21 protein-coding genes and 2 tRNA genes are annotated in these 19659 nt (G+C 47.9%); 6 read left to right on the top strand and 17 right to left on the bottom strand.

Annotation, left to right across the window (positions count from 1 at the left end; genetic code table 11):
* Positions 1 to 22: 22 nt before the first annotated feature.
* Positions 23 to 100 (top strand) — tRNA-Ile (locus SBG41_RS05600).
* Between the two features lie 152 nt (positions 101 to 252).
* Here the strand turns inward: SBG41_RS05600 and SBG41_RS05595 are convergent.
* From SBG41_RS05595 to SBG41_RS05540, 12 genes are all read right to left on the bottom strand, one after another.
* The gene (locus SBG41_RS05595) at positions 253 to 759 is read right to left on the bottom strand and encodes a hypothetical protein (RefSeq protein WP_317894573.1); all 507 of its coding nucleotides are present in this window, start codon (positions 757 to 759) and stop codon (positions 253 to 255) included.
* Positions 760 to 921: 162 nt separating this feature from the next.
* On the bottom strand, positions 922 to 1284 hold the full coding sequence (locus SBG41_RS05590; RefSeq protein ID WP_317894572.1) for a hypothetical protein: 363 nt from the start codon (positions 1282 to 1284) through the stop codon (positions 922 to 924).
* A gap of 140 nt (positions 1285 to 1424) precedes the next feature.
* Positions 1425 to 2924, bottom strand: coding sequence for a transglutaminase-like domain-containing protein (locus SBG41_RS05585; RefSeq protein ID WP_317894571.1), 1500 nt, complete (start codon positions 2922 to 2924; stop codon positions 1425 to 1427).
* A 218-nt stretch (positions 2925 to 3142) separates the two neighbouring features.
* A complete protein-coding gene (locus SBG41_RS05580; protein WP_317894570.1) occupies positions 3143 to 3553 on the bottom strand; it encodes a NifB/NifX family molybdenum-iron cluster-binding protein in 411 nt (136 codons plus the stop codon).
* Between the two features lie 180 nt (positions 3554 to 3733).
* The gene (locus SBG41_RS05575; RefSeq protein WP_317894569.1) at positions 3734 to 4843 is read right to left on the bottom strand and encodes an SLC13 family permease; all 1110 of its coding nucleotides are present in this window, start codon (positions 4841 to 4843) and stop codon (positions 3734 to 3736) included.
* A 13-nt stretch (positions 4844 to 4856) separates the two neighbouring features.
* Positions 4857 to 5333 carry a hypothetical protein gene (locus tag SBG41_RS05570; RefSeq protein ID WP_317894568.1) on the bottom strand — a complete coding sequence of 159 codons (477 nt, stop codon included), beginning with the start codon at positions 5331 to 5333 and terminating at the stop codon, positions 4857 to 4859.
* Positions 5334 to 5818: 485 nt separating this feature from the next.
* Complete coding sequence (locus tag SBG41_RS05565; protein WP_317894567.1) at positions 5819 to 6766, bottom strand: hypothetical protein; 948 nt, start codon at positions 6764 to 6766, stop codon at positions 5819 to 5821.
* 5 nt (positions 6767 to 6771) lie between these two features.
* The gene (locus SBG41_RS05560; protein ID WP_317894566.1) at positions 6772 to 8118 is read right to left on the bottom strand and encodes a hypothetical protein; all 1347 of its coding nucleotides are present in this window, start codon (positions 8116 to 8118) and stop codon (positions 6772 to 6774) included.
* A gap of 11 nt (positions 8119 to 8129) precedes the next feature.
* The gene (locus tag SBG41_RS05555) at positions 8130 to 8720 is read right to left on the bottom strand and encodes a hypothetical protein (protein ID WP_317894565.1); all 591 of its coding nucleotides are present in this window, start codon (positions 8718 to 8720) and stop codon (positions 8130 to 8132) included.
* Positions 8721 to 8963: 243 nt separating this feature from the next.
* Positions 8964 to 9224 (bottom strand): type II toxin-antitoxin system RelE family toxin, encoded by a 261-nt coding sequence (locus tag SBG41_RS05550; protein ID WP_317894564.1) that lies wholly within the window; start codon positions 9222 to 9224, stop codon positions 8964 to 8966.
* A gap of 1 nt (position 9225) precedes the next feature.
* Positions 9226 to 9441: a hypothetical protein gene (locus SBG41_RS05545; protein WP_317894563.1), complete on the bottom strand. Its 216-nt coding sequence runs from the start codon at positions 9439 to 9441 to the stop codon at positions 9226 to 9228.
* A gap of 206 nt (positions 9442 to 9647) precedes the next feature.
* Positions 9648 to 9726: transfer RNA gene (locus SBG41_RS05540), tRNA-Gly, on the bottom strand.
* A gap of 124 nt (positions 9727 to 9850) precedes the next feature.
* Between SBG41_RS05540 and thpR the strand changes: the two genes are divergently transcribed.
* Both thpR and SBG41_RS05530 read left to right on the top strand, forming a co-directional pair.
* Positions 9851 to 10420: an RNA 2',3'-cyclic phosphodiesterase gene (gene thpR, locus SBG41_RS05535; RefSeq protein WP_317894562.1), complete on the top strand. Its 570-nt coding sequence runs from the start codon at positions 9851 to 9853 to the stop codon at positions 10418 to 10420.
* A gap of 102 nt (positions 10421 to 10522) precedes the next feature.
* Entirely contained in the window at positions 10523 to 11908 is a 1386-nt protein-coding gene (locus SBG41_RS05530) for an FAD-dependent oxidoreductase (protein WP_317894561.1), read from the top strand.
* 65 nt (positions 11909 to 11973) lie between these two features.
* Here the strand turns inward: SBG41_RS05530 and SBG41_RS05525 are convergent, their stop codons facing one another.
* A complete protein-coding gene (locus tag SBG41_RS05525; protein ID WP_317894560.1) occupies positions 11974 to 12837 on the bottom strand; it encodes a phosphatase PAP2 family protein in 864 nt (287 codons plus the stop codon).
* 87 nt (positions 12838 to 12924) lie between these two features.
* On the opposite strand from SBG41_RS05525, the gene SBG41_RS05520 reads away from it, so the two are divergent.
* Positions 12925 to 14526, top strand: a complete 1602-nt coding sequence (locus SBG41_RS05520) for a dihydropteroate synthase-like protein (RefSeq protein ID WP_317894559.1) — start codon at positions 12925 to 12927, stop codon at positions 14524 to 14526.
* Here the strand turns inward: SBG41_RS05520 and SBG41_RS05515 are convergent.
* Together SBG41_RS05515 and SBG41_RS05510 are read right to left on the bottom strand one after the other, a co-directional pair.
* Positions 14523 to 14690 carry a DUF7022 family protein gene (locus SBG41_RS05515; protein WP_317894558.1) on the bottom strand — a complete coding sequence of 56 codons (168 nt, stop codon included), beginning with the start codon at positions 14688 to 14690 and terminating at the stop codon, positions 14523 to 14525. The genes SBG41_RS05520 and SBG41_RS05515 overlap by 4 nt on opposite strands.
* A 106-nt stretch (positions 14691 to 14796) precedes the next feature.
* Entirely contained in the window at positions 14797 to 15534 is a 738-nt protein-coding gene (locus SBG41_RS05510) for a glycerophosphodiester phosphodiesterase (protein ID WP_317894557.1), read from the bottom strand.
* A gap of 94 nt (positions 15535 to 15628) precedes the next feature.
* Between SBG41_RS05510 and SBG41_RS05505 the strand changes: the two genes are divergently transcribed.
* Together SBG41_RS05505 and SBG41_RS05500 are read left to right on the top strand one after the other, a co-directional pair.
* A complete protein-coding gene (locus SBG41_RS05505) occupies positions 15629 to 16627 on the top strand; it encodes an ABC transporter ATP-binding protein (RefSeq protein ID WP_317894556.1) in 999 nt (332 codons plus the stop codon).
* A 126-nt stretch (positions 16628 to 16753) separates the two neighbouring features.
* On the top strand, positions 16754 to 17599 hold the full coding sequence (locus SBG41_RS05500; RefSeq protein WP_317894555.1) for a hypothetical protein: 846 nt from the start codon (positions 16754 to 16756) through the stop codon (positions 17597 to 17599).
* Here the strand turns inward: SBG41_RS05500 and SBG41_RS05495 are convergent.
* Positions 17585 to 18349, bottom strand: a complete 765-nt coding sequence (locus SBG41_RS05495) for a phosphatase PAP2 family protein (RefSeq protein ID WP_317894554.1) — start codon at positions 18347 to 18349, stop codon at positions 17585 to 17587. The two genes, SBG41_RS05500 and SBG41_RS05495, sit on opposite strands and share 15 nt — an antisense overlap.
* Positions 18350 to 18525: 176 nt before the next feature.
* Entirely contained in the window at positions 18526 to 19590 is a 1065-nt protein-coding gene (locus tag SBG41_RS05490; RefSeq protein ID WP_317894553.1) for a radical SAM protein, read from the bottom strand.
* Positions 19591 to 19659: the final 69 nt, after the last annotated feature.

Here is a 19659-nt window from a genome sequence, read left to right as displayed (position 1 = left end):
GCAACAAGGAGACGCCCAGGATGGGCCCGTAGCTCAGCCCGGTTAGAGCGCCCGGCTGATAACCGGGAGGTCGGGGGTTCGAATCCCCCCGGGCCCACCAACGGTCCACAAGCAGCCCTTGTTTCTCCCCACACTTGACAATACTCATTCCAGTACCCTGTACTGCGACAGAAGCACTGCTTAACCAACTATAGTTAAATTATGGCTCTGTTCTTGACTAGGCTTAGGACTATTACTGTTCTCGTTCGTGTGCTACTGGGCTTTACTCTGGACAATGATTGGTACTGTTAGGTAAATTTCACCGCTACTTGTATATATTATTACGTTCATGTAGAACGGGATATTGCTAGGCAGCTGGAACTCCTTGGGGACAAATATTGCTAGGTAGCCTTTATCGCCAGGTTCTAGTATAACGCCGCTAGGGGAGTGCTGGGGTAACGCATTGCAGATATTGTCTGGGTCAGGCGCTCTATCGTAGATTATATAGTATTCTATTCTGGTGCGCCCCGCGTTGGTGAATTCTATTGATTCTAGCTTTACTGAGACAGTGCCCTTCTCTTGGAACGGGAAGTAGAGGACAGCACTCCAGTTAGAGGAATCGTTGCATACAACGAGGTTACTGTCCATACCTATACGGAGTATTTTAACGGGATTAGTCTTCTCGACACCATGTACAGTGGTCACTATGTAACCCGTTACCGCTGCTAGCAGGACGACCGTTACCCCGAGTATTATTATTGTTGCAAAAAGCGCGTTCAAGCCCCAGTCCCCGCCAGATATATACTTGGGAGGGCTGGTCACCAATATATGGGTAGAATTAGCTGTGTAGGACTAAGTATTTTTAGACGCACCCTTATGTGTACCACTCTATGCCGTGCTAGGCGGAATATAATGGTGTAGAATATAGGCTAATTATCGGTGTTAGGGATTTTTGATCTGTTTTATCTTGCTTATTATTCTTCTTATATCTTCAATGCTAATTGTGAAGAAGTACTCGTTTCTGATATACATGTCTGCAACGCTTAAAGCCGTGTTTACGGCCTCGTTTCTACAATCATTGTAGTTAAGGCAGTAGCTTAGGAGCTCGTGTCCGCCCTCGTTAACTAGAAGCCAATACGTCTCTAATAAGCCAAGCCCGAATCCGACAACACGGTTCATTCTTTCTGTGTCGTTTACCCGTTCACAAAAGATGCCGGCCTTATCGCAGATCACTGTGAGAATTTCATTCAAATCCTTAGCGTTGATGGGGGTAGCGTCGTCTTTGGAGGATGTATTTTCGCTCAAAAGTTATACACTCTCACTTAGTATTACCCAAGAAGGGGAATATATTACTACCGCAACGTGGTGATTTCTGCTACAAGTATTAGCAAGTACGCGTTCTATTAAAATATAGTGTTATACAGAGTCTACTTTACTTATCTAGATTACTGTTCTTCTTCGAGAAAAGAACTTACATCTATATAGTTTTGAAATATTTTATGAAATCCTATAGTGTCAAGCCTTATTCTCGCATCAAATACTATGGATCCTAGCTGTCCGGCCCAGTAGCCGAGCCAGTCTCTCAGCGCCTGACTAGCCTCTCTAAAGTGCTTATAGGCGGGGGTCCGGAGCTGGCTACCATCCATGTAGTATACTATGGTTGCGAGCTTCCAGCGCATAAGGTACTCCTTCGTCTCGCGCGACAACGCGTGTGCCCAAAGCGGTACCTCCCAGTATGTCCCGTTCGCGTAGACTCCTTTGACTAAGTAGGCCATGCTTATGCCGTTGAGATAATTGCCTGCAGGGTCTACGATATAGTACTCTTTTCCGTTGCTTAGTGTCCTCACTACTAGTGCCGCCATGTGGCCGTAGAACTTGTTCCCGTCCTCGCCGATAAGGATTGTTATAAGGTATACTTTTTCGCTGCTAGTCTTGGTTGCCGAGAGCACACTGTAAGCCAGTAGCGCTAGGTCTTCGCAGTCTCCTCCACCCTTAGCTATTGTCTCGTTAAGGAGTTCCCATGTCTGATGAGTAACATGTATGTCGTAGAGGAAGGGGTCAGTTACCCTTGTATAGGAGTCTGGGAAATACCCCATGCTGCTTAGTATCCACGACCAGACGCGGAGAACCCTCTGACTAGTCTTGAGCCCACTAACTTCGTGTGTTATTGATAGTTTTCTAGCTAGCTTCGTGTCCTCTGCAAGCAGGGAGTCAAGGAACTCATTAAAATCCTCTTCATCGAGTATGTAGCCGTTCCATAGATCTGTTCTCACAACAAGTCTTGTTAATAGATCCGCATTAGCACTATAGTTTTCGAGCAGAGCCTCATACCTCTCCTTTAAGCGTCGATACTCTTTACTAAGCTCTGTATAGTTGGCTTGCAGGGTCTTGAACTCTTCTAACAACTCCTTATAGTTGCTAAAGAGCTGCTGGTACTGCGCACTAAGCCCTTCATACCTCCTCAGCAGCTCCTGGTAGGAGTTGTTCAGAGCGATTAGCCTCGACTCTATCAATGCCTTTGCCTTAACACACGCAGTATAGTTCGCCGAGAGAGCATTTACAAGGCTCTCATACTCGGCGAGCTTCCTCAAGGCCTCACTGTACTTTGCTGAGAGCCTCGAAAGGTTACCTAGAGCCTCTGCTAGCCTCGTTGCAAGCTCCTGGGCCTTGGCGCGGAGCCCCTCATAGCTGCCCAGCATAGCCGAGTAGTTCCTCTCAGTCTCCTGGAGCCTAGCAAGAAGCAAACTATAATTCCCTAGAAGCGTCTTGTAGGACTCGTTTATCTCTCGCAACTCCTCCTTCAAGGCGCCATAGCTCTCTTTAAGCTCAAGACACCAATCCGGCACAGTCTCTTCGTGGCCGCCCATATATTGTGCAACCATGTATCCGCTAAGCCAAGCAACTACCACGAGCACTACGACAACGACAAGATACACGCGCTCCACGCCTGCCTCTACCCTTCCACGTTAATCCATAAATGCGCAATGTAGGGCAGAGACTGCCTATGCTTTCCCTCTAATAAGCTCAAACTTTTATAAGCAATAGTGAGCACCATGGGCAGCAACTATTAATATTCAAAAATACTAAATATTAGATTACATACCGATTAACTGAAAGATACAACTAACAAAGATCATGGTGGCTCAGATGGGGTAAGAGTACTCTATGCTACCTCCCTGTGTTTGCACTTCTCTCTCCAGCGTCTCATAGGCTTATATTCGCGGGATTGCAGCATGCCGTCAATATAGGCCTGGATAATGTCCTTAACAGGGCCATCAGCGCCGCTGACAACTTCTATACCATATTCTTCGAAAAAGGCTGCAGCACGTCGACCAATACCCCTAACTATAACTACATTAACGCCGAGTTCGCGTAGCAAGAGAGGAATCTCCCCGGGGGCGTGATTCTCGGCAGCTGAGTTAGCCACTTTCTCTACATTGATAATTTTCCCGTCTCTTATATCAATTATTAAAAAGTATGGTGCACGGCCGAAGTGCTCAGAAATTACACTGTCAAGTCCCCTATCTTCTAGGACAGGTATCGCTATCCGAGTGCCCTGTTCACTGTTATACACGCTTCAGACCCGATCCTCGTTAAGCTGACCAAGTGGTTAATATAGCTTAGTTTATAAGCACTCATATTTTGCTTCATAATCTTTAGGCTACAAAGCTGGATAAGGGGTATTTAGGAGACAACGGCTCCCTCTACTCCTTAACTATTCTCCAAGCAGGCCGAGATACAATTAGCTTGCTTCTCAATGAGTCTTTAAGTATGTAGTACATAGCAGAGTAAGTAGAAGAGCGAGAGAATATGGGACAGCATACTTATGATAAGTATTGGCCTTGAGTCTAGAGAGCCTTGTAACTATTAGGTTGACAAGCGAGCCCGTTAGTAATAAGGTTCCACCTATATTAGTGCCGAGCGCAAGTGCCCACCACTTCTTCGGCTGCACGAGGTGGGCGAGCATAATTGTTGCTGGTACATTACTTATAACCTGGCTTAGGCCTACAGCTAGAGCTATCAAGCCTACTGCACTATCTGGCACCCTTATATAGGGGGCTAATAGTTTAGAAATTTCGCCAAAATCTATGAAGAATAAGCCAAATATTGCTAAGAGTCCTAGATCTAAAGATTTTAAGGCGCGAGGATCAGCGGATGAGATCAATGCTATTGTTAGCACAAATGCAAGATACTGGAGCCCATAATGGCTAGCTACGAATAACGCCGAGATCGAGAGTAGAGAAGCTAGGGCTAGTTTCCACTCAGTCTTAATGGGAGGAGGCAGTATGTCTAGGGAGGAGTTCGAACGATGTGCTAGAAGCCTTGAGTACATCAACAACGTGTAGGATAGCAGTAAGGTTATAGAGAGTATTGTATAGGGGAGCAAGGTGAGAACGAATTGGTGTATACTTAGTCCATAGTATTGCCAGAGATAGAGGTTTTGTGGATTTCCTATAGGGCTCATCATTGATGTAACATTGACTGAGAGTGCAATTAAGACGTATAACCATGCAAGGTTGAGGCGCAATATCCTCTCAAAAGACGCTACTAAGGGTATAAAGACGAAGAGCGCTGCGTCATTTGTTATAATCATCGAGATGAGGCCACTCCCTACGACCAGTAGCAGAATAGTAGAAGCGTCTAAGCGGCCCTGGCGCTTCACAAGCATTGAGACAGCAAGCCTAGAGACTGCACCAGAGAGGTCAAGAGCTCTAGAAGCAGCTAGGAGGGCTACGAGGCTTACATAGATACGGGGTTCTAGAAGAGCGAGACTATTCGAGGGAAGACTATGATCAAGTAGGCACAAAACCAAGTAGAGAGCGAGTAGAGCTGAGAGAAGCTTATCTGCGAGGATTCTTTTCACTAGGGCTTCCAGTTTATGGAGCCATTCTCCTAAGTTCTCTCGTAAGACCGTAGTCCGGTATAATCTCATCACCATTACTACTAACTTTAATATGAGCAACTATGAAGGGGCCCCATGCTAGAGGCACGATCCAGGCTGCTTCCGGTTCTCGATACTCTGCAGCACCTAATACACGTAGCTCAGAAACAATTGTTTTCGCGATCTCCCTGACCTCGTGTAAGTCGATCTTTCCAAGCCATACTATGGGCCTTCCCTTAGGTGATGGTCTATTCTCGCCTGGGTCGAAATGAATCTTATCCAGTGCCATGCCTTGATAAAGTAGCGGGATATCAACATGTACTTCTCCTGCTGGACCTCGATGAAGAATTATGGGCCCAGGTACTATATAGGGTAGTGCCCTACTAACAGTATCTATAGCTCTTCTCGCAGCTTCAAGCAGGTCTCGGGCGTCTATGCCTCTTCTTATAGGTGGAGGCTGAGGCGGAGACATTTTCGAAATATCCCGTGGGGCAATACAGCCTAATCCTATCCTCTTAACTCTTTAGTGAGCATTTAGAATAATGACCTATCTGCTAGGCATTCATTTATCTTGAAAATGTTCATAATTATCTATGCAGCTATAACGATGCTATTTAACCAGAAAATAGAAGAATATCACTTGCCAATAAGGTAGTGTATGCCGCCCAGCGAGCCGAGGCTAAAATAGGATCGTTGAGCGACATACTATATAGGAATAAATTAACAATGTCAACACTGTTAATTTTGAGTAAGATTACTATAAATATTATCGATTATAATAAATATTAAGGAAATAATAGAATAAAATAAAGAAAAGATGTGTTACCAAAAAGCTAATAAAATTTAATAATATAGCGAAATCGAAAAATGTGTTATCTAGCTTTTTCTTTATATCTTTATATTATAAAGATATAAACAATTATTTTATAACATAAAAACAGTGCTGAGAAAATTCTCCTATGTCTCGATGAGACGTAATACCGTGTTAATATGTTTTAGTATTGTCACAGCCGTTAACCCTCTTACGTCTAGAGGTAAATAAGCTACCTCTTCGTGCAACATAGCTAGAATTTCTTTTGATTTTATAATATTTTGTTTAATATTTGATAATATTTTTGAAACAAGATTTATATAGCTTTCTAACATATCCTTAATAGCAATATCAAGTGAAAAAATATCAAGCAAAAGCATTGGTATTAATTTACGATAATCTATAAGAGCCCTCACATATGTGTCTATAACATTATTAATATTATTTTCAACTACATATGTCAGTATAAAACCTATAAGAGTTGGCCTTGGTCTGGATCGTTTTCCTGTAACTATATTCAAACTTGTGAGATACGTATATCGAAATCGAAACTGTTTTCTCTTCTGATTTATTTCCCCCTCAAGCAATTCCAAAGGATCTGTTTCTTTAATCCAAGAGAGAATTACTACTTTTAAGCTAGTTTTAAGATCAAAATATTTTGACGAAGATAAGCAATTCAATAACAGTACCTTCTCTGGCAAAGTAAGCATTGGTGGCAAATATGCAACAGCACGTAAAGTATCTCTAGCACGTAATATGCGCAATAACTGTTCTATAAACTCTATGAGCATTTTTAACTTATTTCCCTGTAAGCCTAGCTTTTCAAAATAATAGGCTGCTATATTAGGGTCTACGAGTCTCTCAACTTCTTTTGCCCACGGCCTTTTCCGCTCATAGCCAAGCCCTTCTAATCTTTTAACAATCCAACTCTTCTCTTCCGACGAAGAAAGCTTTAATACATACTGAATATGCTCCTTTATTATGTTTGCTATTATTTGCTGGTCCTTCGTCTTAGAATATAAATAAGCTAATATCATCGTAATTCTAGGAGATTGATATATCCAAGGCCCTCGATGTAAAGTAGGAAGTTTCATAAAAATCACTCCCTACCATAAAGCTGAAGCTCTACAAGAAGCGATCTAGGTTCAAATCGTATTTCATAACTTTTCGTCAATATGTCTGCTAATTCACCTTGTATTGAAGAGAGAAGATTATCTATAGCTTGAGGCGATAATACATATACTGAACCAAGCCTCTCAAGAATGTTATAATTGCGTGCTATTCTAAGTATACTTCGAGGATCCATCGCACCACAAACCTCTATAAGGCTTTCATAGAATTTATTGTGCAGACTTCGTAAAATTTTACCAGATATAGCATCATGTACTAGAGAGCAGACGCTCTTTAACATATTAGATAGCTTTTCTTCGCTTATGGGATCAAAGATGTCTTGCCTAAGCCACGCATATGCGTAAAACAAGCATAAAAGAGATCTTTTTCTAAAACTTTTGGTTCGGAAATTATATGCAACAAGACAGAGGAATTTTATTCTTTCTGAAGCAATTTCTCTCAAATCTTTTCTTTCAAGTGCCTCGTTGACAAGACTCACAACTGCTCTAGGAACCTTAAAGTATATTCCGAGTTCTTTTAACTCATTTATAAGTTTTTCTACAAGGTGTGAAGGTGCTCTTACACGAGCAAATCTCTCAAAAAGTGCCAATAATTCTTTTTCCTCGTAAATAATCTGTGTCATGGGTTGCATCCTTGCTATAGTTTCTAAGTCTAACATGCTACGAAGTGTATGAGGAATTGAAAGCCCGACATTTGGTCTTTTTCTGTCGACAAACATAAAGAAATCTTCAAATAACTCCCCTCTAGTTCTATATCCATAGACATTTGGATTTACAATAAGTCTCTCAAATTCGTCAACAACTATATGGGCTATATGAAGTTTCTCCTCTAATATATCTATTAGGTTTAAAAGTTTTTCAAATCCTTCACCCGATATTGAAATTTTCACATCCATGAAGCGTCTAAATATATCATAGAGATCATTAAGCTTTAATTTAGCTCCGTCTCCGATACTTTCTAGCCACCTAGTAATCGCATGCCCTACTTTTTCGCCATTATTAATACTTTCATTGAGGATACCTAACACTTCCAAGGTCGGAGAAAAGGAACTAAATGATTGTTCTCTCCGTGAGCGTAAAACTGAATATGCTTCTATAACCACTGTTGGCTCACCTAGCAATGTCTTATAAAGCGAGTAAAGTAGCGATAACAAGCTCTTACCACTACCATAATAACCATATAAAGCGCCACCAGCATCAAGGCATTTAGACACGCGGCGAAGATTAGACTCAAGACCCGGATTTGCAGGCTCGTGAAGAACTATTATTTCACGCGCTATATCACGCAAAGCATACATAGCCGTTCTAGCACTCATAAATTAACACCCTATAAGAATTCGTGCACTTTTCCCTTTAGCTTGTAAAGTCTCTTATAAGCTCCTATATATGTATTGTATTTATGTGGAGTTTTTTTACCTTGAGGTGGCTGTAGCTTTATTAGAACAAGATTACGCGCAATGCCAGCAATATAATCAGCGAGCATTAGTGCAGGTGTATATTTTCCATGTATATAAACATTTAGCCCTTCTTTCCTTGCACGTCGTTTAATTATGTTAGCACATTTATTCTCTTCCGGACCTCCATCATGTATTACTACTAAAGTACTACAAATACTAGCACTTCTTATGATAATAAAATCAATAGCATCCATAAGTTTACGCACAGAGGCTAAAATAATCATTCTAGCCTGATTAAGTGCCTTAATCAGATTATGACGTATATAAGGTTCTAGACGCATATGTATACTCCACTTAAATCCCCACATGGATGCCTCTAGAAGTTCCTTGCAGTGTATAGATGCACGAGTCAAGGGAGCCCAAACTCCACATATAAGTCTCCAAAAATGTCTAATAGTATTTTCATCAAGAATTATAACACCATAACCCAATATTTGGCTCTCTTTAGAAACGTCAAGCAAAATGACACAACGATTACAGTTTGTCACTGCTTAACCCCCGAACAACTTCCGAAATTAAGACTAATAGCAAATTTAGGCAAATATCTAAGCCTTAGCTTTGGTCTTTTTTTAACAATACCATAGTGAAGTATCATAAATGAATTATTCGTGTCATTTAATTCCTGATAGCATATTCAAGTCTCTGCTTATCTTTAAGCAATTCTGATCTAATTATCAAATTATCAAATAATATTAACTAGATTTTTATTGATATGCTTGTTTTCTCGGAAGAATGGCATAGATTATTATCTTATTTGGCTTCTCTAGTTCAAATAGGACACGGTATTCACCGACGCGAAACCTGTAATGATTTTTATAGCCCTTAAGCTTCTTAATGTCAAGCCTTTGTGTAAAGCCGTAGTCTCTAAGCACTAGTAACGCTTCAAGGATTCTTTTTCTTACTTGAGGATCTAGATTATCAAGCTGTTTCTTAGCCTTTCGCGTAAGATGTACCTCGTACCTCACCTTACTCTACACTCTCCTTGATAATGTCCTCTAGCCTTAATAGCTCCACCTTACCACTCCTCTTTTCGTTTTCATACTCCTTGATTGCTTTAACTTCATCCGGTAAGGGTTCTTCAAGACCTATAAGGCGCTCTTCTAGTAAAGCTTCTATACGTTCCAGTATCGTTTTGAGGCTCCGAATCTCCTCTAGGATAGCCTTCTCAATAGCTGCTGACAATTCGCGGCGACCTCCAGCTTTCTATCTGCTTGTCTATGGACTGATTAAGTTATCGCGTAAGAAACGGGTATTACAATTAATACTGCAACATGCCGTGATTCGCTCTACGGGACGGCTACCGGTTGACCATCAAACCAGGGAATATTATACGAATAGAATGCTTCACCGAGGACTTCTTTGTTGACGGACAGCGATGAAAGAGGAGTTGGTGCGGCGGCCGGGATTTGAACCCGGGATCACCGGCTTGGGAGGCCGGCGTCCTAGTCCAGGCTAGACGACCGCCGCACCCCCGTGTATTGTGTATTTGTTTTGCCTGGGTTCCGGGTTTTATTTTGCTTGGTTCATTAACATTCATTTAGTTGGTTGCGTCTTGTTGTCCCTGGCTTGGAGCTCTGGGTTGTGGTGAGCCTTGTCCGAGACTATTAGGGCGTTTATAGCTGTGGATATAGAGGATCCTAGGGTTATTGCTAGGCTTGTTGCTATTCGTGATGCGTTTGTCGCTACTGGTGCGCCCATGAAGCCTGTTGAGGACCAGAACCTGCATATTACGATAAGGTTTCTAGGCAATATTCCAATGGGCATGGTTGACGAGATCGCGAGGGTTATTGAGTCTGCTAGGCCGAGGCGGGTGGTTATTAGGCTTAGAGGTGTCGGGGCGTTTCCAAGCACGAGTAACCCGAGGGTTATATGGGTTGGTGTGAGCGAGGGCGCTGACGAGCTTACGAGGATCTACAAGGAGATTGAGCATGGTCTTCGCCGCCTGGGGTTCCGGCCAGAGAGGGAGGAGTTTGTGCCACATGTTACTCTTGCTAGGATTAAGGGGCGGCGTAACATCGATAGGGTTGTGAAGCTTCTCCACGAGCTGGCCGAAGAGGAGGTTGGCGAGATAGTGCTTGAGTCTGTTAGGCTTAAGCAGAGCATATTGACGAGGAGTGGCCCGATTTATAAGACGCTTAGGGAGGTCAGGGCTGAGGACTAAGAGAGGTGTCTTGGTGCTAGGCCGTTACCCCTGGTTTTCTTTAGCATAGTTAAGTCTTTGTACCTTGAGGAGCCCATATAGTGTTCGTGGAGGGCATGTGTAATGGTTCTCCGGGTTGCTGTTGTGGGTGCTGGAGCGGCTGGTATGAGTGCTGCTAGTCGTGTCAAGCGCTTGCTCCGCGACAAGGCCGAGGTCGTGGTGTTCGAGAAGTCTGGGTGGGTTAGTTTCGCCCTCTGCGGCACACCCTACTATCTCGGCTGCCGCGTTAAGCGACTAGAGGAGTTACTGTACTATTCTCCGGAGGAGTTTACGAAGAAGCGCGGGATAAAGATTAACCTATACACCGAGGTCGTAGACGTTGAGGCTGATGCGAGGAGGATAAGGTACCGTACAAGGAGCGGCGAGGAAGGCGTCTACGAGTATGATTACCTCGTATTGGCTACTGGTGCTAAGCCACGTGTTCCGCGAGAGTGGCTCATGTATAAAAATGTCTTTGCGCTGCATAGTCTCGACGAGGCTGATGCTATAAGGAAGTACGTTGTCGATAACAGTGTTAAGCGAGTAGCCGTCATAGGGGGTGGCTATACCGGCATAGAGGCTGCCGACAATATTGCTGAGCTTGGTAGGGAGGTAGTCCTCATACATAGCCGTGACCACTTGGCCAACAAGGTTCTCGACCCGGAAATGGCTGAGGTTGTTGAGGAGAAGGCGAGGAGCAGGGGAGTTGAACTCGTGCTCGGCAAGAGGGCTGTGTCTATTGAAGGCGATGGTGGCGTGGCGAGGCGAGTCGTTCTAGAGGGCGGCGACTCGGTGGAGGCTGATGCCTTCATAGTGTCTCCGGGAATAGTTCCCGATACGGCGTTGGCCGAGAAGGCTGGGCTACGAATAGGCGAGACGGGCGCCATTTGGACAGATGAGAGGATGAGGACTAGCAACGAGTACATCTATGCTATCGGCGACGCCGTTGAGACGAGGGACATTATAACTGGTGGGAGGGTTTGGTGGCCGTTCGCGCCTGCCGCTAACAAGCAGGGCTACGTCGCTGGCACCAATATTGCTGGCGGGGACGCTGTGTTTCCGGGTGTATTGCGCTCAAGCGCCTTCGGCGCCTTCGGGCTCTACGTCGCGGCCACAGGTCTACGAGAAGAAGAGGCCAGCAGGTACGGGTTCAAACCAGTTGCTGCAACGCTTACTGCAAGGACGAAGGCACACTACTTCGGTGGAGGGCCAGAGATAAGGCTCAAGGTTATCGCTGACGAGGAGACTGGCAGGCTTCTCGGAGCACAAGCCGTCTCCGAGGATGCAAGCGCGTTTTGGCGCGTAAACGTTGTGGCAGCGCTTATCTGGGGCCACGGCACGGTGTGGGATCTGTTCAGCTACGATATATCCTACTGGCCGGGAGCCAACCCTGTATGGGACCCAATCGTTGTTGCTGCAAGACTGTTGCTGCGACACTTTGCGAAAAGGCCCTGGAAGACGCTAAACTAGCCCCTAGGGACCACGCTGTTTTTATATTCAACTATTTTGGTGAATAGTAGCGATAGTTGCTTTGCTCATCTCTTTTCCTCTTTACGCGCCAATACCAGGAGCAATGCTATTGGCCGAGAAGTCGTTACCAGGAACGCGAAGAGAGCAAAACCGAGCACCGAGATGGGGGAGCCAGAGGAGAGCTTCGCTGCGATGGCGCCAAGCCCTGACCACGTGAGCGCTAGGAGAGTCCCAAGGGCTCCTAGTTTCTCTACAAGGCTCTCCTTGCCTACCCCCGTGTAGAGGATTGCGAGGCCAGCCGCTAAGCCTAGGACTATCCCCATAACGTGCTGTGCAGAGCTGTAGCTGGGCGAAGCGAGCAACGCTACAGCTGCCAGGGGGGCTGAAGCCGCGACGAGCACTGTCGCGAGGCGCAGACTGCAGAGCCTCATCCTCGCAGAGAAGTAAATTAGTGCCAGAACCGAGCCGACGATTATGCCGCCAACAATGTCCCTGGAATAGTGTACGTGTAGCACGAGCCTGGAGGCCGAAACAGCTGCCACCGACAACGAGCCACCCAGCAACACTAGGGGGCTCCGGGTCTCAGCTGCAACTATGCCCCAGAACAGTGTAGACATGAGCGCGTGACCACTAGGGAATCCAGGACCGCTTGCAGGTACAAGCCACTCGGAGCTCGGAGGACGGGGCAGATTGATCAGTGTCTTTAGAAGCACGCCCGTAGATGCGCCAAGCGTGAGGCCTGAGACCAGCCTTATGCCGGCAACCCCGCTGATGAGGACGTAGACTATGAGCCCTATCGCCATATAGGCTCCCTCCCCACCGATAGCTGTTACTGCCTTGCAGCCAACTACGCCGCCAAGCAGGCATATAAGAGCCTCCACTACGCCAACGCCCAGCGCTATGGCTTCAATAGCTCTCTTCGCTGCCATAGTGTCGCGCCTCTGAACGATTCCCGGTGCTCACAGATAGTAATATTGCTTCCTTGGTGCTCCAGGTACCTGGGAGAAGGGTAGACCTTGCCGCGAATAGCCCTCGTCACCGGTAAGAGGGCGGCGCCAAGGCTGCGCGACCTAGCCTCCATGCTCTCGGAGAAGACTGGCTGGGTCTTCGAGGTCATAGAGGCGCCGGTGGAGGTTGCAGCACTTATACCTCGCGAGCTTCTTCGCAGAGTACTCATGGAGCATAAGGGGCGCTACGACCTAGTTATCGTGCCTGGGACCCTGGGCTACAGTGTAGATGAGCTAGAGGATGCAGCGGGCGCGCCCGTCGTCAAGGGGCCCGAAGAGCCTGGAACCCTCCTCCTGCTCGTCGAGCTTGGGGAACAAGGGCTGGAGGAACTGAAGCGGCTGAAGAGGCTGGAGCCGAGCCTCATGCTAGACAAGTGGTTAGAGGAGCTGCGCCGCTACCACGAGGAGTCGCCAGGCGTAGAGGTTTGCGGGGTCAAGGTGCCGTTACGCCCACCGCCACTGGTGGTGGTGGCCGAGGTTTATGTTGAGCAGGGAGAGGATCACGTAGAGGAAGCAGCTGAGAAGGCCGGTGAGCTTCTGCGCCGTGGTGCCGACATAGTTGTTGCCGGGTTCTCCTCTAGCTGGAGCACAGATGAAGCACTCAAGGCGCTAAGCCGCGTAGTCGAGGCCGTAGGCAGGCCAGTGGCCATTGATACTCCTGACCGCGTCCTCGCGGCAGAGGCAGTCTCTGAGGGCCTGGCCTGCCTCGTCTTCACCCTGGGCATGGATGACCCGTTGTTCGACGTGCTTCCACGGGGCACCGCAGTAGTCGTTGCGCCATATGGCAAGGGTTACTCGTTGCCAGCTGAGCCAAGTGAGCGGGCAGAGAAGCTGAAACACCTCGTGGAGAAGGCGCAGGAGAGGGGCCTAGTCCCAGTAGCCGACCCCGTCCTCACTGCCCCGGGATACGGATTTGGAGAAAGCATAGCGGCCTACTACATGGCTTCAAGGATTATTAAGGATACGCCGATCCTCGCAGGAATAGCGAATGTCTACGAGCTTGTCGACGCTGATAGCCCTGGCCAAGTGGCTGTGCTTACACAGCTAGTAGCCGAGCTCGGGGCAAGCATTCTGCTTGTAACAGAGGAGAGCAGGAAGACCACCATGGCCGTAACCGAGGCGGCGATAGCGGCCACTATGACGGGTATTTCTTTGCTTAAGAAGAGGCCGCCCAAAGACCTGGGAATAGACCTGCTGCTAGCCAAGGAGAAGAGGCCACAGCCACCTCCAAGGCTGCCTCGGAGGAGAGACAAGGTCTTCGATGCATCCATTCTCGCTGCCTGGCACGGCTTTCGACAAGACCTAACAGGAAGCCATCTAATCACTGTAGAGAAGGACGAGATAAGAGACATCTACATCGGGAGAAAAGGAGTAGTGGAAATACGGGGTACCCGTGGCGAAGAAATCTACAAGGCAGCAGCATTCCTAGGCCTAGCTTCTGAGCCGAGTCACTACGCCTACCTCGGCTACGAGCTTTGCAAGGCCGAGGCCGCACTAATGCTTAGAAGAAGCTATGTTCAGGAAAAACCCTTGCTTGCTCCACCGTGGACTAGGTGTAAATACTATAGTGCGGGCTCTAAGAGGGTCGTGTCCCTGCAAAAAGAGAACTAGCTAGACTGGGCTGCAGCCTCCTTAGGCTTTATTACTACGCTCTTACCGCGCCACTCGTATCTACCTTCCTTCAACGCCTCCAATAGCTCTTTTGCCTGCTTGTCGTTAGGGTGTTTGCGAAGATGCCTCTCAAGCCTCCTTATTAGGCGTAGCTTTCTCGACACGGCTGAGCCGCACCCCCTTCTTTCTTCCCGATTCGGGTGTATATGGGGCTTGGTACCCCTCCTTATTAAGAGTTAACCGGGCCGAGACCAGGCATTGAGCGGGGAGCTATGCTATACTTTTTCCTTGGGCTATGGAGTCGCGTATCCTTACGCCTATGTCTGGGTAGTCTGTCGCTATCCCGTCAACACTTCTCTTATGCATCTCATAGAATAGTTTCTCGTCATTCACGGTCCACGCGACTACTTTTAGTCCGAGGCGGTGCGCGAAGCTAACCGCCTTCGGTGTTGCTAAGGGGTACCTGGGCAGCACGATTTCGCATCCTATCTTCTTGCACTGAGTTATGAGGCCTGGCGGCTTGAAATATATTAGGCCGCCAGGTATATGGGGTTTAATCTTCTTCAGCTCAGCTATTGCTTCCTCGTGGAAGCTTATCACGGCAACATAGTCATCGGCGCCATGCTCTTCCACAAGCTCTATTAGGGGCCGAGTATCGCTTGGCTCCTTGACTTCTAGAAATAGCGCTATCTTTCCACGGGCCTCACTGATTACTTCCTCTATTCGGGGTACATGTTCGCCGCCAGGAAGCTCTACACGGGCAACTTCTTCGTAAAGAGATTCGCGGATATTTATCGCGACTCCCTCCCGGCTCCTTAATACTGGGTCGTGGCTGGCTACTAGGACTCCGTCACGCGTGCGCTGGACATCAAATTCGGCTATGTCGGCTCCAACACTTATGGCGTAGCGAAGAGCTGTTAGCGTGTTTTCGGGGGCTCTCCCCCTCGCACCCCGGTGCCCTATGACTGCGAACGGCTTACGCGAAAGCGCTGCAAGAACCTTGTTCAAGGCTATTTTAGCCTCCAGGGTTTCTCAGACCGTATAGGAGGATATCGGCCTAGGCCTTCTAAGGCTCTCGGAGCCACTCCATAGGGGCTGGGGAATGCCGCTAAGCAACAAGTGCTTCCTAGAGGTAAGAGGTCTGGCCGTAAGGCTTGGGGGCGAGGAGGTCCTTCGCGGTGTTAGCCTCTGTGTACCCAGGGGGAGCTACCTCGTCGTTCTCGGCCCCAGCGGCTCCGGTAAGACAACATTATTGAGGACTATTGCGGGCCTGGTAGAGCCTTCGAGGGGCGATATAGTTATTGATGGCAGGTCTGCTAGAGGCTTGCCCCCTTGGTCTAGGGGGGTCGCCCTTGTTCAGCAGATTCCCGGCCTGCTTCCCCACCTCTCCGTGAAGGAGAACATCATTCTCGCTATTACTACTAGGAGGAAGGTGCAGAGGAGCGTAGCCGAGGAGGAGGCAAAGAGGCTGCTTGAGAAGCTTGGGCTTAGCAGTGTCTCGCATAAGCGTCCTGGCGAGCTAAGCGGGGGGCAATTACAGCGAGCAGCACTAGCAGCAGCACTTGCAACCGAGCCTCGCATACTCCTGCTTGACGAGCCTCTAAGCCACCTCGATAGGCCTCTTGCCGAGAGGCTCAGGCTAGAGCTTATGAGCCTTCATCGCGAGCTCGGGCTAACCGTTATCCACGTTACCCACGACCAGGACGAGGCCCTTAGCCTTGCAACGAGGATGGCAATATTGGTAGAGGGCAGAATAATAGCTGAGGGAGAGCCCGCTGAAATCTACTATAGGCCTCCGAACCTTGACGCTGCCGTATTCCTCGGCCACAATATCGTTGATGCAGAGGTTCTAGGACTTGGCGAGGGTACTGCTGTATTCCCCCCAGAGGCCGTAAAGCTTGTCAGAGAAAGAGTTGAGGGTGCTTATCCAGCGAGAATTGTTCAAGTTATAAGGGAGCGTGGTAGGGCAATAGCGATTGTAAGGCTAGCTGGCACAGGCACCCTTCTTAGAGCATATGTGCCGCCGCTTGAAGCCGAGAAGCTGGAGCATAGACAAATACACATAGTTATTGATACTAGCCTTGTAACAATTCATGAATAAATCGTGGCTAAACGGAGCCATGCAACGAGGCTTCTTATGTGCAAAGGCCATAGTAGGGCCTATAGGTTTTGGCAGAGAATGCTAATACTTTTATCGCAATAATAGCGCCGCGGGGCGGTACGGGAGTTGGAGAAGAGGACGAAACTTGCAGCAACGACTATTGCCCTTATACTAGTAGCCGTGCTGGTCATGGCATTAGCATTCTTCAGTACCGGGAAAGAACACGAAGAGGGCACAGCAGAGCAGCTGAACATACTTGCCAACGGCGTATGCGAAGACATATTAGGGAATATCTTTAGGTGTCACATGTTTATTAATCCTGGCCAGGAGATCCTTGTAGAGAAAATAACTATTAGGGTTGAAAACGAGACAGTGGTTGTAAAGCCTTCAACACCCATAATGCTAGAGAAAGGAACCATGGTGGAGTACTTCTCGTCAAGCGATAGAGGGGTACTAACCATTACAAAGCCCGGCTCGGCGTCCATTCTAAGATTTTACGCTGAACGCATAGTGCCTTCGACGAGTATGTGCTCAAGCATAGAGAGAGTCCTTGACGAGAAGATTAACTTGTCTACGGGTACTGCTTTCCCCTTTGAGAGAAAAATACAGCCAAGCTTAGGAGAAGCTTTCTTTGCAAGACTCATCCTTAAAGGAACAAAGCAAGGCGGACTCAACTCCCTGGCCAGCGTTGATGTTAAGCTCTTTATGCTACAGGATACGCTTGCATGGGAGTTCTATGACTCTGAGCCCGCGCCCCTGCTTCGGACAACATATACGATACCAATGGGAGGCGTTCTTGGAGAGGATGCCTATTATACAAAGCTCACAATATTGTACAGTGCGATCGGCCCGACTGCCCCCAAAGAGATGAGAGGCGAGCTACTAGTCTATAAAACGACTCCGGTGCAAGTATACTTAAGGCTGACAAGCGGCGAAGTAGTCACAATTGTGCTGCCGCTAGTCTGCTACTAGCTTTGCAACAATCCTCTCAAGGCTATTACCAAGTCTTGGTCCGAGGTAGCGATCAGCAATTATACAGGAGACTAGGCCCAAGGCTATGCCAGCAACCACGTCTACGAAGTAGTGATTTAGTGTATACATCGTTGAGAAAGCCATCAAGGTTACCCATGTTATTGGGAGAACGAGTCTGTGCCGGAGACGGTAGTAGTAATATGCGAAGATCGTGGCCATGGCGAGGTGCATGCTAGGCATAGCCGCATAAGGGTTAGGATCTATTCGTGCCCCTGTCAGCTTCTCAAGGATTTCTAGGAGGAAGTTGGGTGGGCGCTGTACTCCGGGCAGTGCTATCCAGGGAGGAGCACTGGGCATCACTACGTACACTGTTATCGCGACAGCGCTGCTAACTATGAACGCGGCTAAGAGGTATTCGAATACACGCTTACTCTTTAACAACGCGTAGACAGCGAATAGGAAGAAGTAGATAGGGTGCAGCGCGTAGACAACTCCGGCAACAATGTCTAGGACTATGTTTCGATGAGATGCGAGAACCAGGGTGAGCGGTGTTCCAAATAACTTCTTGCTCATTTCCAGAAGGAATCCATAGTAGACTAGGCCGCGCACACTTACAACTATCGCCCTAATTGATTCGTAAAGCATGTAAGCGACTAGGAATGGTAGAAAGTACAGCGTGTAGCGAATGATTACTTGATGAACCCGGCTGCTCTGGGCACCGCTGCTCCTAGCAATCTCCCCGCTTATCACATTGCTTCACCGGAAGAGTGGCTTCAGGGCACTATTGGCCCTGCTTCCCCGCTAACTTAGCAGTATCTATCTCAGCTACATATTCGTAGTGCTCTTGTATACCAGGGCGCCGGGTATCACTGGTTTCTGCTCAATGAGCATAGAAGCCCATTAAAGGCCTTGTCTATGTTGTACGCTTACCTATTGGTGTTAGAGAGGTCTAGGAAGGGGAGGGCCTTCCTTAGGCGCTGAGGACCGAGGATTTTCTGTAGCGTAAATACGTCCAGTTTCTGCCCCGAGCGGCGCAGCTTGATGATGGCCCGGGCGCTGCGAGGACCTATACCGGGTACACGGAGGAGTTCTTGTTGACCAGCTGTGGCTATGTCTACAGGGAACCAGCCTGGATGTAGCTCTGCTATGCTTTCCTTGAGGCTTTTACCTAGCCGCGGCATGTTGCCGTCTTCCCTGATTAGCGGCTTGATGTCTTTTAGCCTAAACCCGTAGTCTCGTATGAGGACAAGGGCTTCATAGAGCTGTTTTGTCCTCCAGAGAGGGGTTGGCTTCTTCTTTTTCTCTGCGAGAGGCGTGCCAGGTATTGGTGTATAGGGGCTGAAGTGGACTATGCCTATGCCGTTAGATACGAGTACTTCTATGAGGCTTAAGACCTCGGTGTCCGTCTCGTCGCTTGCACCGAGAACTAGCTGCGTGTCAACGCGCTTCGCGCTCTTGGCTATTCTTGCCGCGTAGAGTAGCTTTGAGTAGATATCTAGACTCCAGCTACCCTTGCTAGGAGCTATCTCGGAGAAAGCTGAGGGGTTAGGAGCCTCTAGGTTTATCCCCACCCTGTCTGCTACCTCTAGCGCCCTTTTCACGAGCTGAGACGGCGTACCGGGCATTAGGCGCAGATGTATATAGCCGTTGTATCCCCTTCTGCGAAGCTCCTCTGCAACCTCGATTATATCTGTCGTAACCCTCTCGGGGTCGCCGTAGAGCGCGCTGCTAAGAAAGAGTCCGCGAACTATTCCCTCCTCGTACGCTGTGAGAAATGCCTTAACGAGCTTTTCCCGATCCCAGCGCTCGCGCGCAATTCTACAGAAACGGGCAAATGGGCAGTAGCGGCAGTCCATTCTGCAACCGCTGCTGAGAAGCGTCTTGAACAACGGCCCTCCGGTGCTATGGTAGACCGGGGCCTCGGTTTGCTCGAAGCTCTCTGCTCCCTTGAAGAGTATTGTGTGCTTGCTCCACTTCCACTCCCAGGCCATGGGTCCTAGCTTCCCCGTTTCTTGGGCAAGGATATGTTAGAGCGCTGGCCGAGCTGCTCCTCATGGGAG

The organism is Pyrofollis japonicus (assembly GCF_033097485.1).
GTDB classification, from domain to species: domain Archaea; phylum Thermoproteota; class Thermoprotei_A; order Sulfolobales; family Pyrodictiaceae; genus Pyrofollis; species Pyrofollis japonicus.
Note: the sequence above shows the minus strand (reverse complement) of the source record. Positions and strands in the feature narration are given on the sequence as shown.

What these genes read in the sequence shown, in the direction of transcription:
- SBG41_RS05570 (WP_317894568.1), bottom strand. Translation starts at nt 5,333, where the DNA reads ATGTCTCCGCCTCAGCCTCCACCTATAAGAAGAGGCATAGACGCCCGA.
- SBG41_RS05565 (WP_317894567.1), bottom strand. Translation starts at nt 6,766, where the DNA reads ATGAAACTTCCTACTTTACATCGAGGGCCTTGGATATATCAATCTCCT.
- SBG41_RS05560 (WP_317894566.1), bottom strand. Translation starts at nt 8,118, where the DNA reads ATGAGTGCTAGAACGGCTATGTATGCTTTGCGTGATATAGCGCGTGAA.
- SBG41_RS05530 (WP_317894561.1), top strand. Translation starts at nt 10,523, where the DNA reads ATGGTTCTCCGGGTTGCTGTTGTGGGTGCTGGAGCGGCTGGTATGAGT.
- SBG41_RS05525 (WP_317894560.1), bottom strand. Translation starts at nt 12,837, where the DNA reads ATGGCAGCGAAGAGAGCTATTGAAGCCATAGCGCTGGGCGTTGGCGTA.
- SBG41_RS05505 (WP_317894556.1), top strand. Translation starts at nt 15,629, where the DNA reads ATGCCGCTAAGCAACAAGTGCTTCCTAGAGGTAAGAGGTCTGGCCGTA.
- SBG41_RS05490 (WP_317894553.1), bottom strand. Translation starts at nt 19,590, where the DNA reads ATGGCCTGGGAGTGGAAGTGGAGCAAGCACACAATACTCTTCAAGGGA.